This window comes from Streptococcus suis (assembly GCF_024509555.1).
Classification (GTDB): Bacteria; Bacillota; Bacilli; order Lactobacillales; family Streptococcaceae; genus Streptococcus; species Streptococcus suis_AD.
Genome location: NZ_JAMWEL010000002.1, coordinates 50,549 through 73,669, shown reverse-complemented (window position 1 = coordinate 73,669; position 23,121 = coordinate 50,549). Strand labels below are relative to the sequence as shown.

The 23,121-nt window shown below is 42.1% G+C and carries 19 protein-coding genes and 2 pseudogenes; 16 read left to right on the top strand and 5 right to left on the bottom strand.

Translation table 11 applies throughout. The features are described from left to right. Nucleotide 1 precedes the first annotated feature (1 nt). The 5 genes from recN to NF418_RS01415 all read left to right on the top strand — a co-directional run bounded on the left by recN (nt 2) and on the right by NF418_RS01415 (nt 4,350). Nucleotides 2-1,663 (top strand): DNA repair protein RecN, encoded by a 1,662-nt coding sequence (gene recN, locus NF418_RS01435; RefSeq protein WP_256778126.1) that lies wholly within the window; start codon nt 2-4, stop codon nt 1,661-1,663. 93 nt (nt 1,664-1,756) lie between these two features. Next, nucleotides 1,757-2,590: a DegV family protein gene (locus NF418_RS01430; RefSeq protein WP_256778213.1), complete on the top strand. Its 834-nt coding sequence runs from the start codon at nt 1,757-1,759 to the stop codon at nt 2,588-2,590. Further along, nucleotides 2,583-3,416, top strand: a complete 834-nt coding sequence (locus tag NF418_RS01425) for an SGNH/GDSL hydrolase family protein (protein ID WP_256778124.1) — start codon at nt 2,583-2,585, stop codon at nt 3,414-3,416. Before NF418_RS01430 ends, NF418_RS01425 begins: the two co-directional genes overlap by 8 nt. Further along, complete coding sequence (locus tag NF418_RS01420; RefSeq protein WP_256778122.1) at nt 3,388-3,984, top strand: YpmS family protein; 597 nt, start codon at nt 3,388-3,390, stop codon at nt 3,982-3,984. The genes NF418_RS01425 and NF418_RS01420 overlap by 29 nt, the downstream gene beginning before the upstream one ends. Nucleotides 3,985-4,074: 90 nt before the next feature. Then, a complete protein-coding gene (locus NF418_RS01415; protein ID WP_105106668.1) occupies nt 4,075-4,350 on the top strand; it encodes an HU family DNA-binding protein in 276 nt (91 codons plus the stop codon). 88 nt (nt 4,351-4,438) lie between these two features. Here NF418_RS01415 and NF418_RS01410 read toward each other — a convergent pair. After that, a pseudogene (locus tag NF418_RS01410) lies at nt 4,439-5,465 on the bottom strand (tyrosine-type recombinase/integrase); the annotation flags it as partial. Nucleotides 5,466-6,029: 564 nt separating this feature from the next. Here NF418_RS01410 and NF418_RS01405 point away from each other — a divergent pair. From NF418_RS01405 to NF418_RS01380, 7 genes are all read left to right on the top strand, one after another. Then, nucleotides 6,030-6,263 (top strand): hypothetical protein, encoded by a 234-nt coding sequence (locus NF418_RS01405; RefSeq protein ID WP_105144417.1) that lies wholly within the window; start codon nt 6,030-6,032, stop codon nt 6,261-6,263. Between the two features lie 215 nt (nt 6,264-6,478). Continuing rightward, nucleotides 6,479-6,646, top strand: a complete 168-nt coding sequence (locus NF418_RS01400) for a hypothetical protein (RefSeq protein ID WP_161497479.1) — start codon at nt 6,479-6,481, stop codon at nt 6,644-6,646. Beyond that, nucleotides 6,612-6,818, top strand: coding sequence for a CPCC family cysteine-rich protein (locus NF418_RS01395; protein WP_256778116.1), 207 nt, complete (start codon nt 6,612-6,614; stop codon nt 6,816-6,818). The genes NF418_RS01400 and NF418_RS01395 overlap by 35 nt, the downstream gene beginning before the upstream one ends. 158 nt (nt 6,819-6,976) lie before the next feature. Then, the gene (locus tag NF418_RS01390; RefSeq protein ID WP_222328451.1) at nt 6,977-7,231 is read left to right on the top strand and encodes a hypothetical protein; all 255 of its coding nucleotides are present in this window, start codon (nt 6,977-6,979) and stop codon (nt 7,229-7,231) included. Nucleotides 7,232-7,443: 212 nt separating this feature from the next. Beyond that, entirely contained in the window at nt 7,444-7,599 is a 156-nt protein-coding gene (locus tag NF418_RS01385) for a hypothetical protein (protein WP_161497480.1), read from the top strand. A 96-nt stretch (nt 7,600-7,695) separates the two neighbouring features. Next, nucleotides 7,696-7,899 carry a hypothetical protein gene (locus tag NF418_RS10640; RefSeq protein WP_373325941.1) on the top strand — a complete coding sequence of 68 codons (204 nt, stop codon included), beginning with the start codon at nt 7,696-7,698 and terminating at the stop codon, nt 7,897-7,899. Nucleotides 7,900-8,394: 495 nt separating this feature from the next. Next, entirely contained in the window at nt 8,395-8,862 is a 468-nt protein-coding gene (locus NF418_RS01380) for a GNAT family N-acetyltransferase (RefSeq protein WP_256778112.1), read from the top strand. 8 nt (nt 8,863-8,870) lie between these two features. Here the strand turns inward: NF418_RS01380 and NF418_RS01375 are convergent, their stop codons facing one another. The 3 genes from NF418_RS01375 to NF418_RS01365 all read right to left on the bottom strand — a co-directional run bounded on the left by NF418_RS01375 (nt 8,871) and on the right by NF418_RS01365 (nt 12,580). Beyond that, nucleotides 8,871-10,142, bottom strand: coding sequence for a hydroxymethylglutaryl-CoA reductase, degradative (locus NF418_RS01375; RefSeq protein WP_256778110.1), 1,272 nt, complete (start codon nt 10,140-10,142; stop codon nt 8,871-8,873). A 68-nt stretch (nt 10,143-10,210) separates the two neighbouring features. Then, on the bottom strand, nt 10,211-11,365 hold the full coding sequence (locus tag NF418_RS01370; RefSeq protein WP_256778108.1) for a hydroxymethylglutaryl-CoA synthase: 1,155 nt from the start codon (nt 11,363-11,365) through the stop codon (nt 10,211-10,213). Nucleotides 11,366-11,389: 24 nt separating this feature from the next. Further along, nucleotides 11,390-12,580 (bottom strand): acetyl-CoA C-acetyltransferase, encoded by a 1,191-nt coding sequence (locus NF418_RS01365; protein WP_256778106.1) that lies wholly within the window; start codon nt 12,578-12,580, stop codon nt 11,390-11,392. A 226-nt stretch (nt 12,581-12,806) separates the two neighbouring features. Here NF418_RS01365 and NF418_RS01360 point away from each other — a divergent pair, with 226 nt between their 5' ends. The 4 genes and pseudogenes from NF418_RS01360 to gloA all read left to right on the top strand — a co-directional run bounded on the left by NF418_RS01360 (nt 12,807) and on the right by gloA (nt 21,557). Then, complete coding sequence (locus NF418_RS01360) at nt 12,807-13,499, top strand: phosphoglycerate mutase (RefSeq protein ID WP_256778104.1); 693 nt, start codon at nt 12,807-12,809, stop codon at nt 13,497-13,499. A gap of 272 nt (nt 13,500-13,771) precedes the next feature. After that, nucleotides 13,772-14,263: pseudogene (gene tnpA, locus NF418_RS01355) on the top strand (IS200/IS605 family transposase). A gap of 287 nt (nt 14,264-14,550) precedes the next feature. Further along, the gene (locus tag NF418_RS01350) at nt 14,551-20,988 is read left to right on the top strand and encodes a discoidin domain-containing protein (protein ID WP_256778102.1); all 6,438 of its coding nucleotides are present in this window, start codon (nt 14,551-14,553) and stop codon (nt 20,986-20,988) included. 185 nt (nt 20,989-21,173) lie between these two features. Continuing rightward, complete coding sequence (gloA, locus tag NF418_RS01345) at nt 21,174-21,557, top strand: lactoylglutathione lyase (protein WP_105109861.1); 384 nt, start codon at nt 21,174-21,176, stop codon at nt 21,555-21,557. Nucleotides 21,558-21,668: 111 nt separating this feature from the next. Here the strand turns inward: gloA and NF418_RS01340 are convergent, their stop codons facing one another. Further along, nucleotides 21,669-22,967, bottom strand: a complete 1,299-nt coding sequence (locus NF418_RS01340) for an LPXTG cell wall anchor domain-containing protein (protein WP_256778099.1) — start codon at nt 22,965-22,967, stop codon at nt 21,669-21,671. Nucleotides 22,968-23,121: the final 154 nt, after the last annotated feature.

The following is a 23,121-nucleotide window of genomic DNA, read 5'->3' as shown; positions in this document are numbered from 1 at the left end:
TATGTTATTAGAAGTATCTATCAAAAATTTTGCAATAATCGAGCAGGTATCACTGAATTTTGAAAAGGGAATGACCATACTTTCTGGTGAAACAGGTGCCGGCAAGTCCATTATCATCGATGCCATGAACCTGATGCTTGGAGCGCGTGCGACGACGGATGTCATTCGCCATGGAGCAGCCAAGGCTGAGATCGAGGGACTTTTTTCCTTTGAAAATAGCAGAGCTCTCGAGCAGATTTTGACTGAACAGGGAATTGAAGTAGCTGACGAACTCATTATTCGTCGGGAAATCCTGCAAAATGGCCGTTCCGTTAGTCGTGTCAATGGACAAATGGTTAATTTATCTTTCCTGAAACAGATTGGGCAATATCTTGTAGATATTCACGGCCAGCATGACCAGGAAGAATTGATGAAGTCCCAGCACCATGTCCGTTTATTAGACAGCTTTGGAGAAGACGAGTTTTGGGCTATAAAAGACCGCTATCAGACAACCTTTGATGCCTATCGTAATCTACGCAAACGAGTACTTGAAAAGCAAAAAAATGAGCAGGAACACAAGGCGCGAATTGAGATGTTGGAATACCAAATTGCTGAAATCGAAGCAGCGGATTTGAAGTCTGGCGAAGATATTCAACTCAATCAGGAACGAGATAAACTGCTCAACCACAAACAAATTGCAGATACACTGACCAATGCCTACGCTCTGTTAGACAATGAAGATTTTTCGAGTTTGAACAACCTACGTTCTGCTATGAGTGACTTGCAAAGTCTGGAAGAATTTGATCCAGACTACAAACAGCTATCATCTAGCCTGACAGAAGCCTATTATGTTGTTGAAGATGTGACCAAGCGTCTCAGCGATGTGGTGGACAATCTAGACTTTGACGGCAATCGTCTCTTGCAATTGGAAAGTCGTCTGGATTTGCTCAATACAATTACTAAAAAATATGGTGGAACTGTCGATGATGTTTTGGATTATTTTGCAAAAATCAGCGAAGAATACAATTTATTGACAGGCAATGATTTATCTGGAGATGATTTGGAAGTTCAGCTTAAGAACTTAGAGAAAGAATTGGTTGAACGAGCAGGTCAGCTCAGCCAATCACGCCATGAATTGGCTGTTGTTTTAGAAGATATTATTCGCCAAGAATTGCAAGACTTGTATATGGAGAAAGCTCGTTTCCAAGTTCGATTTACTAAAGGAAAATTTAATCGAGAAGGAAATGAAACAGTAGAATTTTACATCTCTACCAACCCAGGTGAAGACTTCAAGCCTCTGGTTAAGGTGGCTTCTGGAGGAGAATTGTCTCGCTTGATGTTGGCCATTAAGTCAGCCTTTGCCCGTAAGGAAGGCAAGACTTCCATCGTCTTTGACGAGGTAGATACAGGAGTTTCAGGCCGTGTTGCCCAGGCCATTGCCCAGAAAATTTATAAAATCGGACAATATGGTCAAGTATTGGCGATTTCTCATCTACCACAAGTCATTGCTATTGCAGATTATCAGTACTTTATAGAAAAAATATCAGATGAGCATTCAACCGTTTCTCGTGTCCGTCTCTTGACCAAAGAAGAGCGTATTGAGGAAATTGCCAAGATGTTAGCCGGTGACAAAATCACAGATGCAGCCCGTAATCAAGCAAAAGAATTAGTAGAAAAAGGTTAGGCGACTAGCCTTTTTGCTATTGCTCATATGTTTATTTTTTAGATAAAATTTGATATAATAGATGACAATATTGAAGAGAATTGAGGGATGATGATGACGAAGATTAAGATTGTGACAGATTCGAGTACTACTATTGAAGCTGAATTGGTCAAGGAATTAGGAATTACCATAGTTCCCTTATCTGTAATGGTTGATGGAGTCGTCTATTCAGATAATGACCTAACAGAAGGTGAATTTTTGAAATTGATGCGAGAATCAAAAAACTTACCAAAGACCAGTCAGCCACCTGTGGGACTTTTTGCCGAAATTTTTTCTGATCTAGCAAAAGATGGCAGTCAAATTATTGCCATTCTCTTGTCGCATGCCTTGTCAGGGACAGTAGAAGCTGCTAGACAAGGAGCAACCCTATCTGGTGCCGATGTGACTGTTGTGGATTCAAGTTTTACAGATCAGGCTGAAAAATTTCAAGTTGTGGAAGCGGCACGCTTAGCACAAGCTGGTGCCAGCAAAGAAGAAATACTTGCTGCGATTGAAAGTGTCAAAGAAAAGACGGAATTATACATTGGTGTTTCAACTTTAGAAAATTTAGTCAAAGGTGGTCGTATTGGGCGTGTTCAAGGGATGTTGAGTAGTCTGCTTAATATACGAGTTATCATGGAAATGAAGGATCACCAGTTGACTCCAATTGTAAAAGGGCGAGGAAATAAAACCTTCAAAAAATGGCTGGAAGAGTTTGCGGAGAAGTTGGCAGGTAAACAAGTAGCTGAAATAGGAATTTCCTATTCAGGAGAGGCTGATTTTGCTACTGATATAAAAAATCAGTTACAAGGCTTTGTAACAAATGAAATCTCCGTATTGGAGACAGGATCCATTATTCAAACACATACTGGTGAGGATGCCTGGGCTGTTTTGATTCGTTATGAATAATAGGAAATTGATTCGAGACTTTGTTCTCTTTTTGCTATTTACTTTAGCAGCTATCTTTATATTTCATCATATCCTACCTTCGGCTTCATCGCGTTTAACAAATCAAGAGATTCTTGTAGCTGAAAAGACAGAGTTTCACTATGTAGCTTTAGGAGATTCCCTAACAGAGGGGGTAGGGGACACAACAGGTCAAGGAGGTTTTGTTCCCCTGCTTGCCCAGTCCTTGACCAATGATTATGGTTACGAGGTAGATTATCAAAATTTTGGAATTTCTGGTAATACCAGCAATCAAATTTTGAAGCGGATGAAGGAAAAGCAAGAATTGAAGCTAGCTTTACAAGAGGCTAATTTACTGACTATTACAGTCGGAGGAAATGATCTTCGAAAGGTTATTATTAAAAATATCGCGAATCTGAAGCTTTCGACATTTGATAAACCTGCAAAAGAGTATGGAAAGAGACTGGAAAGCATTATTCAAGTTGCTCGTAAGGATAATCCTTCTCTTCCCATTTACGTAGTTGGAATTTATAATCCATTTTTTCTTAGTTTGCCAGAATTAACAGAGATGCAGGTCATTGTAGATAAATGGAATACAACAACGGAAGAAACTGTTGCAAAATATGAAAATGTTTATTTTGTTGGGATTAATGATTTGCTTTATAGAGGTTTGGAAGGAGAAGCTGGTATTAGTCAATTGAATCAATCGCAAAGTAATAACCTGCTTTTTGAGGAGGATCAATTTCATCCTAATAATACAGGTTATGAGATTATAAAAAAAGCAGTGTTGGAGAAAATGAATGAAACTGAGAAAAGTTGGAAACCTTAATTTTTGGAAATGGCTATTCTTGCTTCAACTGGCCTTGATGCTGGGTGGTGGACTAGTTCTTCTAAGTCGTTTTCAAACAAAACGAGAAGATTTGACAAAACTGGTTCCGACGAATCAGACGGATACAAAGGTAGGGACTTTCACAACTGATCGCGAACAGCTTAATCAAAGTATTGCTAACTATTTGAAAGAGTATCAAACAAAGGATTTTTCCTATCAATTATTTGTGACGAGTCAGCAGGTTGTGTTTGAAGGAAGTTATCAACTTTTTGGAGTCACACTCCCTCTATATATTTACTTTCAACCTTTCAAGATGGAAGACGGTAGTATTCTCCTACAGATATTAGAAATCTCAGCAGGCAGTTTATCTCTTCCCAAGGCAGATGTGTTAGCGTATTTACAAAAGAATTATAAGTTACCCTCTTTCGTCAAGATTGACTCCCAGGAGGCACAAGTTCAGTTACAAATTACGGATCTAGAAAATTCTCTAGGTCTGTACGGAAAAGCAAATACGATTGATTTATATAACAACCAAATAATCGTCGATATTTACAGAAAAAGACAGTAAAATAGCATTAAAAACTTGACCAATTCTTTTATTTTCGGTACTATATAGAGGTGAGTAAAATCTCAGAAAATTATTGGAGGACTTAGCAAAATGGCTAATAAACAAGATTTGATTGCAAAAGTTGCAGAAGCAACTTCATTGACTAAAAAAGATTCAGCAGCAGCAGTTGATGCAGTATTTGCAGCAGTAGCAGATTACCTAGCAGCTGGTGAAAAAGTACAATTGATCGGTTTCGGTAACTTTGAAGTTCGTGAGCGTTCAGCACGTACAGGTCGCAACCCTCAAACAGGTGCAGAAATCAAAATCGCAGCATCAAAAGTTCCAGCATTCAAAGCTGGTAAAGCTCTTAAGGATGCGGTAAAATAATTCAGCATTAAAAAGCCTATTGTATCAACGTTTCTACGTTGTGCAGTAGGCTTTTTTCTTGTTTAAGGGGCAAATAAGGGGCAAAACTTTAGTAGTTTTCCATGATATCTGCCACATTTGATTTCATTTTCTTGGTAACATGGGTATAGATTTGGATAGTTGTTTTGGCATCTGCATGCCCCACACGGTCCATAATAGCTTTTAAAGGGATATTATTCTCAGCAAGACGGCTAACAAGGGTATGACGGAAGATGTGGCTGGTTAGGTTTTTCTGTATAGGTTTCTCAAGCCGTTCATTCGCTTTTTTTAGAGCCAAGTTGAAAGAGTTAGTTTGCATCGGTACACCATTCTTGGTTGTAAAGATGTAGCCCTTATCTTTATATCGTGGGTTGGTATTTTTTTCTAGCTCATTCATAAATTCAAACTCTTGAATAATTTCCATTTCTCGCTTGGTCATGAGTGTTTCACGGTATGAAGCGACGGTCTTTGGAGTTGTTTTCTCCCCGTTGCGGTAGCCTTCAGTATGATCATAGGTTCCATGGAGTTCTAATTGCCTGGTCTCAAAATTTCGGTCTTCAGGCTCAATACAGATTAACTCTCCAATTCGACAACCGTTCAAGCTCATAAATTCCCCGGCTAACCCAATCCGGTATGTGCTAGGTCTGCGACAGAGTTCTTCAAGTAGTGGTTTTACTTTCGTCTTCCTCAAGATATTTTTCTTCAATCTTTTTCCAATCTTCCAAGGTCTTTTTGATCCGTGGCAGTTTGGCCCTTCTTGATGGATTTTCCTTGATGATGTCCAGATCGACTGCATAATCAAAAGCAAGGTTCAACATGGATTTGTTACGCTCTTTCTTGTTTCTGGAGCAATCCAGGTTGTCTAGGTAATTTTGGACGTATTTTGGGTCAATATTGACTACTTTGACGCCAATGCCGAAACTCTCTCTTATTTCTTTAATATTGCCCTTCAGAGAAGCGATAGAGGTACGTTTGATTTCTTGTTGGTAAAAATTCCACCATTGGTCGAAAAGGTCTGCAAATAGCATTTCAGAGCTTTTCAGCTTGCTGAGGATGTCCGCTATCTTTGCATCCAGTATTTTCTGAGCCTCTTTTCTGATCCGTGGAGTATTTTTCTTTATCAGGATCGAGATAGGGAGAGATATCATGATGACCCTGTGAGTTGGGCAGAGACGGAATTGAAGCAGAGGCAGCAACTTGAAAAAAATCGTGAAGAATATGATAATATTAATAGTTTGTTAGGAGAAAATGCGCCGTCATCAATTGATAAACACCAAAGGATGAGGTATAATCAAACTGAGGAATATATACAGTTGAAGTCTAATGTACGCGATGTAGAGTAGATGAAAAATTAAGAAAAAGCACCATAGATATTAATGGTGCGAAAGTTCCTAAAAAATCAAGTCCGAACAGTGTTGTTGATTTATTCAAAGAAGGTGAGTTAATCCAGCGGAGATATTTTGACAAAACTGGTTTAGCTACATTTGATATTGCTAATACAGATCATAAGTGGCTGGGTATTCATACGCTAGTCCCACATTCTCATGATTGGACTTGGTGGAGAGATAACAAAGGTATTTCTAAGAAGAAACGTTCAAAAGAAAATGATTTAACATTCGCTGAACGAATTGCAAATAAAGATTTGAAAGGAATCAGACACAATGAATAGTTTTTTTAAGTCAATTGATGATTTCAGAGAAAGCATAGAATGTGGTGAAGAGTATAACCTCAAGTTGAATGGAATAGACTACTACATTGGCTATTCAGGGGATGATAATGTAATTTCTGAACCTTTTGGTGTCAATGAGCAAAAATTTAGTAGCTTTGATGAATTGTTGGACCTTGATTTACACGGAACAACATTGAGAGAAAGCTGGATGTTGTTAACAGCATGATAATTAAAGCATTCGAGATATCGAGTACTTTTTTGTTGCTGAAAATAGAAAGGAAGTCGCTATGAGTAACAAACGTGTACAAGCTGAATAAAAATGAACGGTGAAACAGTTGCAAAAGTAGAATATACAAATGGATTAACTGAAGAACAGAGAATGAAAATAATATTTGATGTATTTTTTAGGAGTTGCTATCAGTTCTGGTTAGTGACCAAATAATGGGATATGATACAGATACAAGACGTGTCAGAAATGATAAGGAAACAGGGGCAATTGCTATTGGAGAAATAAATCCAGCTGGCGGAGTGAAAATTACAACCATGTTAAAACCAGATGAAGGGGGAGCTTGCTATGACAGAGAAGTCGCAAAAGACTTGGATAGTTGATGGATATGTATGGCTACAATGTCCTGTTTGCGGTCATGATGTCATGGACTATGATATTTGTGACACCTGTAAATGGCAAAACACTGGAGAAACAAATATTGACGGAGGTCCTAATAAAATGACTTTGGAAGAAGCAAAAAAAGCGTTTTCGGAAGGTCGGCCAATTATTTAATATGCATTCGAGAAATCGGGTGCTTTTTCTACCATTGTTTGCATCGGTACACCATAGAAATAATCATGTCAAAACGCTTGAAAAATGCTGAATTAGTTGTTAAACTGGAGTTGAATAAAACCAAAGAATGGAATAGAATTTTGGAGGGAGGGATTTAAATGATTAACTTAAATGATGATGTTTTACATGATAGAATGATGTCAATTATAGAAGTTGTAAAACAGAAAAAGTCTGACCCTGATACTATTTCCGATTTAAAGAAATTGGTTGGTTCCCAAGAGCATTTGATGGGTTTCAGTGAAGGACAATTTGCTGAGGCGGCATTGGACTTATTGGGCATCATTAATTATTCTGGGGACGATGACAAAGTCGTTGAGTTGATAACGTACCGATTTGGTGGTTTAGTCACTTAGTATTTTATTGAGGCTAGGCAAAAAGCCCAAACTCGCTTCTCAGGGTTCGTGTCAACATCTCAGTGCAGTGGTTGATTAGCAGATTTGTTCGTGTTTTACCCTCCAAATCTGACCAAATCAACTGTGCGGGGGTGGGAAGACGAACACTTTTTTACCATTCGAGTTCTTTCCCGCTCCCTTTTTTTATTGATGAAAATAGAAAGGGGGTCGCTTTGAGTAACAAACGTGTACGAGCAGAAATTAAAATGAACGGTGAAACAGTTGCAAAAGTAGAATATCCAGAGGGATTAAGTGAAGAACAAAGAATGAAAATAATGTTTGATGTATTTTTTAGCAATTGTTATCAGGTCCGATTAGCGACCAAATAATGGAATATGATACAGAAACAAGACGTGTCAGAAATGATAAGGAAACAGGGGTAATTGCTGTTGGAGAAATAAATCCAGCTGGCGGAGAGGAGTATTATCGTAACAACTATATACGAGATTTTCTTGATTGATGGGGAAGAGTACATTCACTGCCCGGTTTGCAATCGGGATGTCATGTTATTTGATGTGTGTGAATGTAATTGGGAAAACACTGGAGAAACAAATATAGACGGAGGTCCTAATAAAATGACTTTGGAAGAAGCAAAAAAAGCGTTTGTGGAAGGTCGGCCAATTATTTAATATGCATTCGAGAAATCGAGTGCTTTTTTGTTGCAAAAATAGAAAAGGGTTGCTATGAGTAACAAGCGAATCAATAAGAAATGGTCTCAGGTTGAAAGATGAGAGAATAAGGCCACCCAATTGACAGCAGAAAAATAAAAGATACAGTAGTTGAGACCGAAAACGAGACAGTCGATATCTCAAAAATAGCTATAACTACTGAAAAAATATTCACTCAAGAGGAAGTGAGTGCACCGATTGAGAAGTGTTTGGTCAAGCAAGAAAAGCCATTCTATAAGTGTCATCAAGTGATTTAAATTGCGATGGCATTTTAGATAGCGTGGGAAAACAAAAAAATCAGCCTAGGTAGACCGATTTTTAAGGAGATTTATGAAAAATTTTAGGATACACTTATAGTATATCCTAATTTTCAGATAATTCATCGGTCTTTAGACCTATTTTGATAAAAAATGAACATGTGTTATAATAGAAATCAAAAATTAGGGGGATAAAGTTATGACTATTAGGAGAGCTAGACAGTCTGATATTTCAGCATTGAATGAGTTGCTGCAAGAGATTTTACAGGTTCATCATCAGGCACGACCAGATATTTTTAAGTGTGAAGGGCAAAAATTTTCTGAGGAAGACTTAAAGGCACTTTTGGACAATCCAGCTAAGCCAATTTTTGTTTATGAAGTGGACGGTCAAGTGGTTGGCCATCTATTTTGTGAGCTTAGGACTGCGACAGGTGATGTTTTGGAACCGATCAAAACCCTGTTCATAGATGATTTGTGCGTGGCTAGTGCTGTGCGTGGTCAAAAAATCGGTGAGCAATTCTACGACTTTGCCCTTTCCTATGCCAAGGAACAAGGTTGTCACAACCTAACATTGGATGTATGGGCTGACAATTCGGGAGCCGTTCGATTTTATGAACGTTTAGGTATGAAGCCGCAAAAGTTCCGCATGGAGCAAATAATTGACTAAAAAAGAGGTTACCCCTCTTTTTTATGTTGTCTCAAAGATGATAATAGTTTTTGTGCAGTTTCTAGGTTGCTGTGTTTTTCTTTGCGCAGGAGTTGGGCCAGTTGGTCCACTTCATCTTCCTCAGCGCCAGCAAGCAGGGCCAGGGATTTTGCGTGGAGTTTCATGTGTCCCGCCTGAATGCCAGAGGTGACTAGGGCACGCAGGGCTGCAAAGTTTTGACAGAGCCCGACAGAAGCGATGATGGAGGCCAGTTGGCGGGCCTTGGGCTGGTTGAGCAGGTCAAAAGCAACTGCCACCTTGGGATTAAGCCCAATGGAACCACCGACCGAAGCAATCGGCAGGGGTAGGGTGATGGAGCCGACCAAGTGTTCCCCATCAATTGACCAAGTGGACAGGCCTTTATAATGGCCGTCACGACTAGCGAAAGCATGAGCGCCTGCCTCCACAGCCCGCCAGTCATTACCAGTCGCAATCACTACTGCATCGATACCGTTAAAAATCCCCTTGTTATGGGTCGCAGCACGATAGGGATCCACCTGGGCTAGCTTGCTAGCCAGGGCGATTTTTTGAGCGGTTTCTTGGGCAATAGCCGAGCTAGTTGCAAGGCTGGAGAGGGATAGACGGCACTGGGCAGTGACCAGAGATTCCGTTGCATAGTTAGATAGAATCCCCATCAAAGCCTGTCCATTGCTAAGTACTTCCAAATTATCCTTAATAGCTTCTAGCATATTGTTGAGAATATTGGCGCCCATGGCTTCCTGGACATCTACCTGAAGATAGACAATCAGAAACTCATCCTTACTTTCCACAGCCAGGTTACGAGCGCCACCTCCGCGTTTCACAATAGATGGATGGGCTTGATTGGCAGCTTCTAGAATACGAGCTTTTTGGTCGAGAATGGCTTGTTTTGCTCTACTATGGTCAGGAATATCAAAAAGTGCTACCTGTCCAATCATGATGCGGTTGTGGATGGTGGTGGTAAAACCGCCAGATTTAGCGATGATTTTGGCGCCGAAAGAAGCAGCGGCAACCACAGAAGGTTCTTCAGTGACCATTGGTACAGAATACATTTGTCCATCCACAAGCAGTTCAGGCAGAACAGAGAAGGGTAGGGAAAATGTTCCCAAATGATTTTCTGCCATCTTGCCTGCAATGGCCTCAGAAAGGTTTTTGTCCTTATGAAGGATATCAAGGTTTTCAGGTGACAAAGTGTTGTTTTGATGGAGGATGTCAATGCGTTCTTGACGTGATTTCTTATAGAATCCTGAGAAATGTGCCATGATTTCCTCTTTCTAATTTCTAACGAAAAGCGCCCTTGGATGAGAGCCAAAGGGCGCCGTTTTGGCTTTTATTTACGATAAATCCGTTTGTGTTTATCAACTTGGATGAGGGCGAATGGTGTTGGATCTTCTGGGAGATCAATGGACGTACCCATTTCGTCTAGGTTGATTTCTTGGAAGAAGATTTGTTCATATTCTTCCATGCTGAGTTTAGTCCGTTGGTTGAGGCTTTCTAAGCGATTTTGGTCTAATTGTTTCTGGTATCCTTCAACAAGGGAACCGCTGAAAATTTCACAGACAGCACCGCTACCATAGCTATAAAAGAGGATTTGATCCCCTGCCTCAAGCGCTCTGCTATTTTCCAAAAGGGAAAGGAGTGAGAGGAAGATGGAGCCTGTGTAGATGTTGCCGACAACCTTGTTATAGACGATGGCTTCTTGGAAGCGCTCTGTAAAGCGGTTGAGGGTTTCTTCATTTTTAGCGATGGCTTGCAAACCTTTGAGACCTTGCTTGGAGAAGGGGATGTGCAAGCACATGGCTGCAAAATCTTCAAGCGACTGACCTGTTTTTTTCTGGTAATAATCAAAGGTTGTGGTCAAGCAGTCGGTGTATTGGATTGTAGAGAAGCGACCATCAACGCGAGGGTACTTGTCATAGTTTGGTCGCCAGAAGTCATAAATGTCGCGAGTCTGGCAAACATTGTCATTATTGAGGACCATGATGCGTGGGTTAGCAGTGACCAACATGGCAACTGCGCCAGCACCTTGAGTTGGCTCACCACCTGACTCTAATCCATACTTGGCGATATCACTTGCGATGACCAGGACTTTTGAATCAGGAAATTGAGCGATGTGGCTCTTGGCTAAACTGAGTCCAGCTGTAGCTCCGTAGCAGGCTTCCTTCATCTCGATGGAGCGAGCAAAGGGCTGGATGCCTAATAAACCATGAATAGATACAGCAGCGGCCTTACTCTGGTCTACGCTTGACTCAGTTCCGACGATGACCATGTCAATGGTCTGTTTGTCTTCTTCTGTCAAGATAGCTGCAGCAGCTTGAGCGCCGAGTGAGACAATGTCTTGTGTGACGGGTGCAACAGCCATCTCTGACTGGAGAAGTCCGATTTTGTATTTATTGGGGTCAATGTTGCGGGCTAGGGCTAAATCAGCCAAATCTAAAACATAATCGGGTGCCGCAAAACCGATTTTATCAATACCGATGTTCATACTTTATCCTTTGTTTACAAATGATTAGTTGCTATTTTTTTGTGCATTGGAAACGACAAGGGAGATACCCTGACCGCCTCCGATACAGAGGGCACAGAGGCCCAGCTCTTTGTTTTGTTTGTTGAGTTCATGGATGAGGCTAACCAAGATTCGACTGCCACTGGCTCCGATTGGGTGACCGAGAGCGATAGCGCCGCCGTTGACATTGACCTTGGCAGGGTCGGCTCCTAATTGTTCGACAACTGGTATAGACTGGGCTGCGAATGCCTCGTTTAGTTCAAATAAATCAATATCTTCTACAGTTTTACCAATCTTTTGAAGCGCCTTTTTACTTGCAGTAACTGGTCCCATTCCCATGAGGGCAGGATCTAGACCGCTTGTAGCATAACTTTCGATATAGGCCAGTGGTGTGAGGTTTAGCTCTTTAGCCTTTTCATCAGACATGAGAACGAGGACTGCACAGCCATCATTGATACCAGAAGCATTGGCAGCTGTAACTGTTCCATCTTTTTTGAAAGAAGGCCGTAAGGTCGCTAATTTTTCAAGTGGGGTCAAACGAGGATATTCATCTTGGGCAAAGATGATTTCACCCTTCCGATTTTTTAGCTTAATAGGAACAATCTCATCTGCGAAGCGAGCTTCCGCAATGGCCTTGGCAGCTTTTTCTTGACTAGCGTATGCAAAGGCATCCTGAGCTTCACGGCTGATTTGATAGCGTTCAGCCACATTTTCTGCTGTAATGCCCATGTGATAGTCGTTGAAAGCATCTGTCAAACCATCAGTTAACATGGAATCTTCTAAAGTAATATGGCCAAACCTACTTCCAAATCGGCTGGATTTAGAGAGGTAGGCAGCTTGGCTCATGATTTCAATGCCTCCAGCAACAACTACATCATTGTCGCCTAGCATGATGGACTGGGCAGCCAGGAGGACTGATTTTAGTCCAGAGCCACAAACCTTATTGACACAGTAGGCTGAGGTTGTTTCTGGAAGTCCAGCCTTGAGAGCAATCTGGCGAGCAATATTTTGTCCGTGACCAGCTGAAAGGACATTGCCAAAAATAACTTCGTCGATAAGGTTAGCTGGTATGTGATTTTTTTGTAGGGCTGCTTCAAGGACCTGAGCCCCTAAATCAGCAATATGTATATCTTTTAGGCTACCTCCGAAACTGCCAATGGCAGAACGATAGGCAGACACGATAGCTACTTTTTTCATGATAACTCCTATAGTGGTATCGTATTGAACTGTCGTGTTCAGCTTTACCATTATACCATTAATTTGTATTTTTTCATAAGAAGAAAGATAGGTCTTGGGACCGAATTTACATGAAAGGAAAATGAAAGCGAAAACAAATTATGGAAATGCTAGCATTTTTTTACCTTTTCGTGTAAAATAGAGAAGTATATGAGGGAAACCTCAAAAGAAAAGGAGAATCCAAATAATGGTAAAATTGGTTTTTGCTCGCCACGGTGAGTCTGAATGGAACAAAGCTAACCTTTTCACTGGTTGGGCTGACGTTGATTTGTCTGAAAAAGGTACACAACAAGCGATTGATGCTGGTAAATTAATCAAAGAAGCTGGTATCGAATTTGACCTTGCTTTCACTTCAGTATTGAAACGTGCAATCAAGACAACAAACTTGGCTCTTGAAGCTGCAGATCAATTGTGGGTACCAGTTGAAAAATCATGGCGTTTGAACGAGCGTCACTATGGTGGTTTGACAGGTAAAGATAAGGCTGAAGCTGCTGCACAATTCGGTGATGAGCAAGTTCACATCTGGCGTCGTTCATACGATGTATTGCCACCAGAAATGGCAAAAGACGATGAGCATTCAGCACATACTGACCGTCGTTACGCACACCTTGACAGCTCTGTAATTCCAGATGCTGAAAACTTGAAAGTAACGCTTGAGCGTGCCCTTCCGTTCTGGGAAGATAAAATTGCTCCAGCTTTGAAAGACGGCAAAAACGTATTCGTAGGTGCACATGGTAACTCAATCCGTGCCCTTGTAAAACACATCAAAGGCTTGTCTGATGACGAAATCATGGATGTGGAAATTCCAAACTTCCCACCACTTGTTTTCGAATTGGATGAAAACTTGAACATTGTGAAAGAGTACTACTTGGAAGCATAATTTACTAACACCTGAGCTTGCTCAGGTGTTTTTGTTATGTGACTTTTAGTCCGTCACGCTCCGTAAGGTGCGTGACAAATAAACCACCCGCTATGCGGGTGCGCGACGAAGGTTATACCAAAAAAACTCCAAACGCGATACAATAAAGGTGTTCAAGCCTATTGTAAAGCGAAAGGAGGAGAAAAATTATCCAGTGGATGATTTTTGCCGAAACCTAAAAATTTAAGAGTTGAGGGGCGCAAAAGGCACATAGTTTATCACATACAAAGTGGCTGTGTTCTACCACATTGTCTTCACCCCTAAGTATAGACGAAAAATTATCTATAATCAATATCGAAGTAGTCTTGGAGAGATATTTCGACGATTGTGTAGTTATAAAGGTGTTGAAATTATCGAAGGTCATCTGATGCCAGACCATGTTCACATGTTAGTCAGTATTCCTCCAAGGTTAAGTGTATCAAGTTTTATGGGCTATTTAAAAGGCAAGAGTGCTCTTATGATGTTTGATAAACACGCCAATCTCTCTATAAATTTGGCAATAGTCATTTCTGGGTAGAGAGCTTCAACAATTTTGGGAATTGTTGAAGAGTGTAAGTTGGACTTAATGAAGCCACAATTAAGAAATATATACAAGAATAACGAAATTATCCAGTGGATGATTTCTTCACGAGCTTAAAATCTAGAAAGCGAGCTAAACATGATATAGCACTTGATTCTTGAGTGTAAAAGAGTATGAAGATCCCTTTAGGGATAATGGCAAGTAGTACGAATGCCTCTTTAAGAGGCTAGTGATGAGTCAAAAGCAGTGAGGCTTGAACAAAGTGAAAGCCAGCGTCTTTAGGCGATGGCTGGTGATGTTGGCTTATAGCCCTTGTTCAAACCACCCGTTTGACGGGTGGTCATGATTTATGTAGAATGCTTATTCAAAAAACTCTTAAGAACCATGAAAACGCTTAATTAAACTATATACATATATTGATTTTTGCTTTAACTTTTAGTATAGTAGACTTGAGGAAATAATATACTTTTTTGATAAATAGAGGAGGAACAAATGAAGAAGCATTCCAAATATCTTTTTGATAAACGCTATCGATTTTCGATTCGGCGGCTAGCAGTAGGTGTGGCTTCTGTCGCAATTGGTTGTAGTCTTTTCGGCGGTCAGTCTGTTTTGGCAGAAACAGGTGCTGAAGTAGATGATACAGTCAGCAATCTTGCAACACCCGGAGATCCAGTAGGAGGATCAATTGAAAGGGAAACAGTTGAGGAAGGCAAGGGCAATTTACCAGTAGCAAACCTAGAAGGAGAAACTGGAGAAGTTGCTGAAGGAACTGAATCCATAGAAACAGATGCACCTGTTTTGTCAGAGAACTCTATAGTTGGTTCAGACAATTTTGAAAGTGATTCTGTAGTTGAACGTATGGAGTTTGCTCCTGCAACTCAGCCTGATGCGGTTAGTCCTTCTCCGACTACAGAACTGCCTAGTCATCAAGCGGACGCTAGTTTTTCAAAACCAGCTACTGCAGTTGGTGCCATCACAGGATTGACATTTGATAATGGTGTCGCGACCATTCGCTATCAAACGGGTGAACAAGCTCAGGTAAGCCTCTTTAATGACCATGTTTTCCGTTATTATATTGATAAAACTGGTGATTTCCTAGAGCATCCAGCACCAAGTCGGGAGGACCGACCTGCGACTATTACGGTGAAATCTTTGGAAGCCTATCGTCAAGACTATCAACAGGTTGGTCGGATGTTGGAGGAGGAGCATCGCTATATTCTTGAAACAGAGAAAATCTGGATTTTCTTTGACAAGGCGACTGCCCGTATGTCTGTTTTTGACCGACTTGCCAACAAATATGTTACTAAGGAAGTTTTGCCTGTTCAAATCACTCCGACTCAGACCAGTCAAGTGCTGAGCCAGGATGAAAATGAGTTCTTCTTTGGTGGAGGTATGCAAAATGGTCGCTTCAGTCACAAAGGTCAAAAGATTAACATTGTCAACGAAAACAACTGGGTTGACGGTGGGGTGACTTCTCCAAGTCCATTCTACTGGTCCACAAATGGCTACGGTGTTTTACGTAACACCTTCCAACGTGGTTTCTATGATTTTGGAACGGAACAGACAGACCAGGTTGAGACCAAGCACCTTGAAGGGCGCTTTGATGCCTATTTCTTCATCAATAGCAGTCCAACTGCCATTATCAAAGACTACCAGGAATTGACAGGAGCACCAGTTGTTTTGCCTGAATATGCTCTTTACCTGGGACACTTAAATGCCTATAACCGGGATTACTGGGTGGAAGTTGATGAGGGAACACGTGGTGCCATTAAGCTGGGGGATAAGTGGTATCGTGAGTACCAGCCACAACATTTGCCAGAAGCCGATCGGGCAAATGCAGTCAAGGAAACCTTAAATGGTGAAGGGGACAGTTACCTATTCTCAGCAAAAGCCGTTATTGATCGCTATGAAGCGCAGAATATGCCGCTTGCCTGGTTCTTGCCAAACGATGGCTATGGTGCAGGCTATGGCCAGACGGATAGTTTGGATGGCAATATTGCCAATTTGAAAAAATTTGTGGACTATGCCAAATCAAAAGGCATTCAAGTTGGTCTTTGGACTCAGTCAGACCTTGTTGATACCAATCCAAGTAAGGAAGTTGTTCTTCATCGTGATATCGATAAGGAAGTGACGGATGCAGGGATTCGGGCAATCAAGACAGACGTTGCCTGGGTTGGACCTGGCTATTCCTTTGGCTTGAATGGGGTTGACGCGGGAGCTAAGCGGATCACTAGTGGAAGCGGTGCTGAGCAGGCTCGACCATTTATCGTTTCCTTGGATGGTTGGGGTGGCACCCAGCGAAGTGCAGCCATTTGGAGTGGAGACCAGTCTGGTGGGGAATGGGAGTACATTCGTTTCCACATTCCGACCTATATTGGTTTAGGTTTGTCTGGAAATCCAAACATGGGTTCAGATATGGACGGAATCTTTGGTGGTGCCGATCCGATTATCAACGCCCGTGATTACCAATGGAAAATTTTCACCTCCATCTTGATGAACATGGATGGCTGGGGTGCGAAACCAAAAACACCATTCTCCTTTGACGATCGGACAACCGATATTAACCGTATTTCTCTCAAACAAAAATCAACCCTCATGCCTTATGCTTATTCCTTGGGTCATGAGGCGAGGGAAACAGGTAAGCCAATCGTACGTGCCATGTTTATTGAATTCCCTGACGAGGTCATCAACTATGGCAAGGATGTTCAGTATCAGTATATGTACGGGTCAAACTTGTTAGTAGCACCTGTTTATAAGAATACAGCCATGCAGGCAAATGGCGATGATATCCGCAATAACATCTATCTGCCAGGTGGAGAGGATCAGGAGTGGATTGACTGGTATTCAGGTCAAAAATACAAGGGAGGTCAGGTCTTAAATGGCTTTGCTGCTCCGCTTTGGAAAGCTCCCGTATTCGTCCGAAATGGTGCCATCATTCCAATGACTGATGCCAACAATCATCCAGGAGAAATTGACCGGACCAAACGTGTGATTCAATTCTATCCGCATGGGGATTCCAGCTTCACCCTCTATGAAGATGATGGTAAGAGCGTTGGTTACCAGGCGGGTCAATTGGCTAAAACTGAGATAAGTAGTCAGGCTGGTGATTCCAATGAAAAAGGCAGAGCAGTCTTGACGATTGGGGCAACAGAAGGTAGCTTCCCAGGATTTATCAAGGAAAAAACAACTGAGCTTCATGTCAATGTTTCAGAAGATGTAGATGCTGTGACTGTTCGCGTGGGCAATCAAGATGTGACCCTTAGACGTGTAAATAGCCTGGCAGAGTATGAAGCAGGAAGTGATGTTTTCTACTATCATGCTAACCCATTGATGGCAACTTACAATCCAAAGAGCGCAGACATTCAAAATCTTCGGGTGGAAATGAATGACCTCCTGAAAATTAAGTTGGCAGCTCGAGATGTCACTCAGGCAGCAGTTGTTGTTACGATTGACGGTTTTGTTCATCAAAATCCAGCTGCTGAAGCGCCGGCAGACTTACAAGTTCCAACAATTCCAACAGGACTTGCTGCACCAGAAGAAGGAATTTCGGCAAGCTCGATCCGCCTCCAATGGACAGGGGTAGAAGGGGCAAGTTCATACGATATATTACGAGATGGAACTCTCTTTACAGGGATTACTGGCACTAACTACACCTTTGATGATTTTGCCTATGGCAGTGAACATGGTTTCAAAATCCGTGCCGTTAATGCCAAAGGAGCATCAGCTTGGTCACAAGAATTACGAGTAGCAACCAATGAAGATCCGTGGAGCGATGCTATTGAAGGCATTCAGGCGACGACAAATATCACGCCTCAGAGTGGTCAGGGCTTAGATAAATTGTTTGATAAGCAAGTCGGTCACCAATTCCACAGCCAATGGGGTGAAGCAGTATCCTTCCCAGCGACCATTAACATGGACCTTGGTGGGACCTATGAAGTGGACCGTATTGAATACTACCCACGCAATGATAATGGTGCAAATGGTCGAATCACCAAGGCCTATTTTGAAGTCAGCGAAGATGGTGTAAACTGGACTACAGATGAATATTACTCTGTTTGGGCAAATGACAATAAGACCAAGACCTATAAATTTGCAGTTCCGCGCGTGCGCTATATTCGGATGCATATTGCAGAAGGGGTAAATAACTTTGTATCTGGTGAAGAATTACTGGTCTTCAAAAAACCAGGTAGTCGTATGTTGATTCCAGGTGATATTAGTAATGACGGACGAATTTCAGACGATGATAAGACCTCTTTCTTGAACTATACTGGCTTGCGGACGGAAGACAATGACTTTGGCTATATCAGTCATGCTGATTCAAATAAAAATGGTCTGATCGATGCTTACGATATTAGTGTGGCCGCAGTTCAGTTAGAGGGGGGCATTGCCACACCTTCTCAAAGTAATCCTGCTGGTCGGACCTACCTGACGGCTGATAAGTTAGACTTGACAGCTGGTCAAACCACTACCATCCGTTTGATGGCGGCAGATTTGGAAGCTGTCAACGCCTTGACGAGCACTGTGATGATCGATGGTAGTCAGTTTGAAGTGGTCGGTCAAGTAACAGCCAACCAAACCTTTACTAAAGAAGCTGAAAACTTCTCCTATGTCCGTACTCGTGGTAACCAGTCTAACATAGTCTTTAGCTTTGTTAACTTTGGTGACAAGCCACAATTGACAGGAAGTGGAGAAATTGGCCGCATTACCCTCAAATCCTTGGTAGCTGGTCCACTTAATTTGACCATGCAAGATGGTATTTTAGTCAGCAATGGTCTTCGAACCAAGGAAATTTCAGATTCAGCAATTCGTCAGGCGGTGAATTTCACAGCTGTTCCAACAGTACCGGGTTCGGTTCAAGCCAACCGCATAACAAGTGGTAGTGCGACCCTGACTTGGACTGGGGACAAGCAGGCCTTTGAATACCTGATTGAGCAGGAGACGGCAGATGGTTTTGTCTCAGTTGGTCAGACTGATCAGACTAGCTTTACTGTCTACAATTTGGCGCCGGAAAGCAACTACCGTTTCCGAGTGAAGGCTAAAAATACCCTTGGTACCTCTGAGGCGTCTCAAGTAGTTACTCTTACAACTCTTGTTAAGGATTCTGCAAGAAAAATTCCGATAATCCTTGCGACTACTCCGATTGCCGATCAGGAAGGAACTGGACTGACAAACTTCATCGATGGAAACGATACAACGCTTTACCATAGTTCTTGGGCAAATCGTCAAGCTGTTCCTAGTCACCTTGTTCTTGATTTAGGTCAAGAAAAAGATGTTGATCACATTCTTTATCGTCCTAGAAACAATGCTGGAAATGGTACGATTACGAGTGTGAAACTGTCCCTTAGTATTGACGGAGAAGAGTGGACAGAAGTAACGGCACCGATAGCTTGGGCAATTAATAATACGGAAAAAGTGGCTCTTCTGCCAGAAGGAAGTAAGGCTCGATATATCAAGGTTGATTTGTTAGCAAGTGTTGGTGGATTTGTATCTGGAAAAGAGATTGCGGTCTATGGACCAGCTGCTTCTCCAATTCAACCAGAAGTACCTGTTCAGCCAGAGCAACCAACTGACCCAGAAGTCCCTGTTCAGCCAGAGCAACCAACTGAGCCAGAATCCCCTGTTCAACCAGAGCAACCAACTGAGCCAGAATCCCCTGTTCAACCAGAGCAACCAACTGACCCAGAAGTCCCTGTTCAGCCAGAACAACCAACTGAGCCAGAATCCCCTGTTCAGCCAGAGCAACCAACTGACCCAGAAGTCCCTGTTCAGCCAGAACAACCAACTGAGCCAGAATCCCCTGTTCAGCCAGAACAACCAACTGAGCCAGAATCCCCGGTTCAACCGGAACAACCAACCGAGCCAACGAGTCCAGTCCAACCAGATCAACCTGTTGAGGATACCTTGAATACAGCAGATTTAACGATTGCTACTCAAACTCTTCAAGCACTCAAACAAACTGACTTGACAGAAAAAGAACTCTCAGAGATTGATGAATTGCTGGCTGGTGCAGACTTAGCACTTGAAACCAAGAGTCAGGAAGCTATTGATGAGATTCGTTTGATCATCACTGACTGGCTTGCAAATCGAGTCAAAGATAGTTCAAGTGATCAAGTTGAAGATATCAAGTCAGATAAGCCGGAGACTTCTGCTGACCAGAACACCAGTGGTGAAAGTTCAGTTTCTGAACCAGAAGAAAAGCCAGACAGTTCATCTGAAACAAAACCTGTCTACGAAGAGGTTCATACTTTAATCGATAGTCAGACAGGTCTACGAGTTGAACTTGAAAGTGGTGAAAGCAAGTCTATTACAGGCCTCAAAGTTGAGTTGCTTGAGGCTGGCGGGGTTCAAACTCCAGAAGTTTTACTTGGTCAGGACTTCGACTTATATTCTATTGAATTAGTCAATGGGGAAGATCAGGTTGTGCAACCAACTAAAGATACTTTGGTGATTCTTCCAATTGATAGTGGCAAACAAGTGGAAAAAGTGGTGTATCTGCCACAGCCATATCAGGCAGAAGAGCTTGACTTTGTTGAAACTGTTATCAAGAATGATGACGGCAGTGAACAGCCGGCAGTTGCCTTTATTGCGAAACACTTTAGTTACTACGGCCTAATCTACAAAGAAGTGAGAGCTAACGGTGGTGGCGTACAGGCTGAGGAGTTGCCAAAGGCAGACTTGCCTACTCCAGAAGTTGAAGTGATTACTGCCAAAGGTGAATCAGTAAGTTACCAACTACCAACATTGGACATTGATGCTTGGCTAAGCAAACAAGAGGTTGAGAAGAAACCAGTTGTCGAGCCGGTAAAAGCTATAACAGTAGAGAAAAAACTACCGGAAACAGGTGACACTTCTTCAGAATTAGCGATTGTTGGCTTGACAGTGCTAGGCTTACTTGGCTTTGCGGTTCGTAAACGACAATTGAGAAGCTAAAACAAATTCATTTAGTCGACTTTGGGAGGTGGGGCAGGTACCGCCTCTCAAATGTTTCGGACTTTCAGTCTGTATAATTGTGAGGTTTATGGTACAATCTTCTTATCAATCCTATCTAGAATGGTGGTGGTTCCGTCCTACCTTCTGGGTTTTTGATAGCATTATGATTAAAGGAGTCAGATTGGATGGCAAGTAAGAAAATGTTACACGCCTGCTTGCGTGTGGAGAATTTAGAAGCATCTCAAAAGTTTTATGAGGAAGCATTTGGTTTCAAGGAAACGCGTCGTAAGGATTATCCAGAACACAAGTTCACACTTGTATACTTGGCACTTGAGGGTGATGAGTTTGAAATCGAGTTGACCTATAACTATGATCACGGTCCTTATATCGTAGGAGATGGCTTTTCACACCTTGCTCTTTCTTCAGATGATTTAGAAGGAGATAATGCCAAGCACAAGGAATTGGGCTATCCAACGACAGATATCAAGGGATTGCCAGGTAGTCCAGGTCGCTACTATTTCGTGACAGATCCAGATGGTTACCGTGTCGAAGTCATTCGTGCGAATTAAGTAAATGAAAAAAGGTTGCGTAGTTGCAACCTTTTTATAGTCTTTTCGATAAGGATAGAGAGGTAGAAATCCTGATTGATGTTTTCGAGTTTCTCCTATCCCTTTAGAAGTTTAGTCTTTTTTGCGTGATCTAGCAGCTAATCCCAGACCTGAAAGACCGGACAAGAAGCCTCCTAAACCTAGGAGAATGGAGCCACTATCGCCTGTTTTTGGCAGGGATTTGGCAGTAGGTTTTGCACTGTCTTGTGATGCGACAGGACTAGTTGTTGGAGTAGAAGTGTCCACCTTTTTCTTGTCGGTTGTTGCGACTGGTTGAGCCTTGCCAGTTGTCAGGTCAGTTAAGGACGAGGCTTCTTTTGGCTGTTCAACTGGTTTGTCTGTCGGAGTTTCAACTGGCTGTTCGGCTGGCTTTTCAGCTGGTTGTTTGGTTGGAGTTTCAACTGGTTGTTCAACTGGTTTTTCAACTGGTTGCTCAACGGGTTTTTCTGTTGGTGTTTCGGCTGGCTGCTCTACTGGTTGCTCGATTGGAGTTGTAGCTGGGGTTTCAGTTGGCTGTTCTGTCGGAGTTTCAACAGGCTGGGCTGTCGAAGTTTCGGCTGGCTGGTCGACTGGCTTCTCAGCTGGTTGTTCAACTGGTTTTCTAGTCCAGTATGCCTTTACCACACCACCAATACTATCCAAGTCTTCTTTTGTCACCATGGAGACATTAGGCAGATTTGATGTGTGTCCATCTAACTCTTCCTTTGGCCACTCTTTACCGGGAAATTCCTCACTATATGGTGCCAACCTAACATATGGCCAACCTGAGTTATATCCCCGATTTGCAGCACCCCAGTATTCCCCATCAATGTAGAATTCGACCACATACGGATGAAACACTGGTTGTTCTGTTGGAGTTTCAGCTGGTTTCTCAACAGGCTGTTCGGCTGGAGTTTCAGTTGGTTTTTCAACTGGTTTCTCAACAGGCTGTTCGGCTGGAGTTTCAGTTGGTTTTTCAACTGGAGTCTCGACTGGCTGTTCCACTGGTTTATAAACAACGGTCAAGCCAAATACACCATACCCATTCTCCGTACCAACATACTTATGAATGTATGGAAGTGATACTACTGTAGTTGTTAATTTGATATCATCCCCTAATTCTGCGTAAATAGGTACATATCCACCCATGTCAACCCTGTCAATTGTTATGCTGCCACCTTCATATATCTTCACGAATTCGGTCGGACTCAGTTCATTGCCATCTTCATCTCGGTGCGAGATTTCCATTACATCCCATTTAGCCTGAGCTTCCTGAGCATAAACAACATCAGTAGTATTCAGCAGCTGCCCACCCACAGGACCAACCACACCACCCAAAACAAGGGTAGAAGTAAGGGCAAGGCCCCATTTAGCAAATTTTTTTACCTGCATTCTATTTTCCCAAGGTCTTATCGACCTTTCCTTTCTTTTTCACCTTATAATCCCCTGCTACAATAGGGTTTGTATGTGTTTTAGTTAAGGGTCGTTAACTAAAACAAGGAAAAATCAAAAAATGCCGACTTGGAAAAGCTTGAAAAGCCCGTCA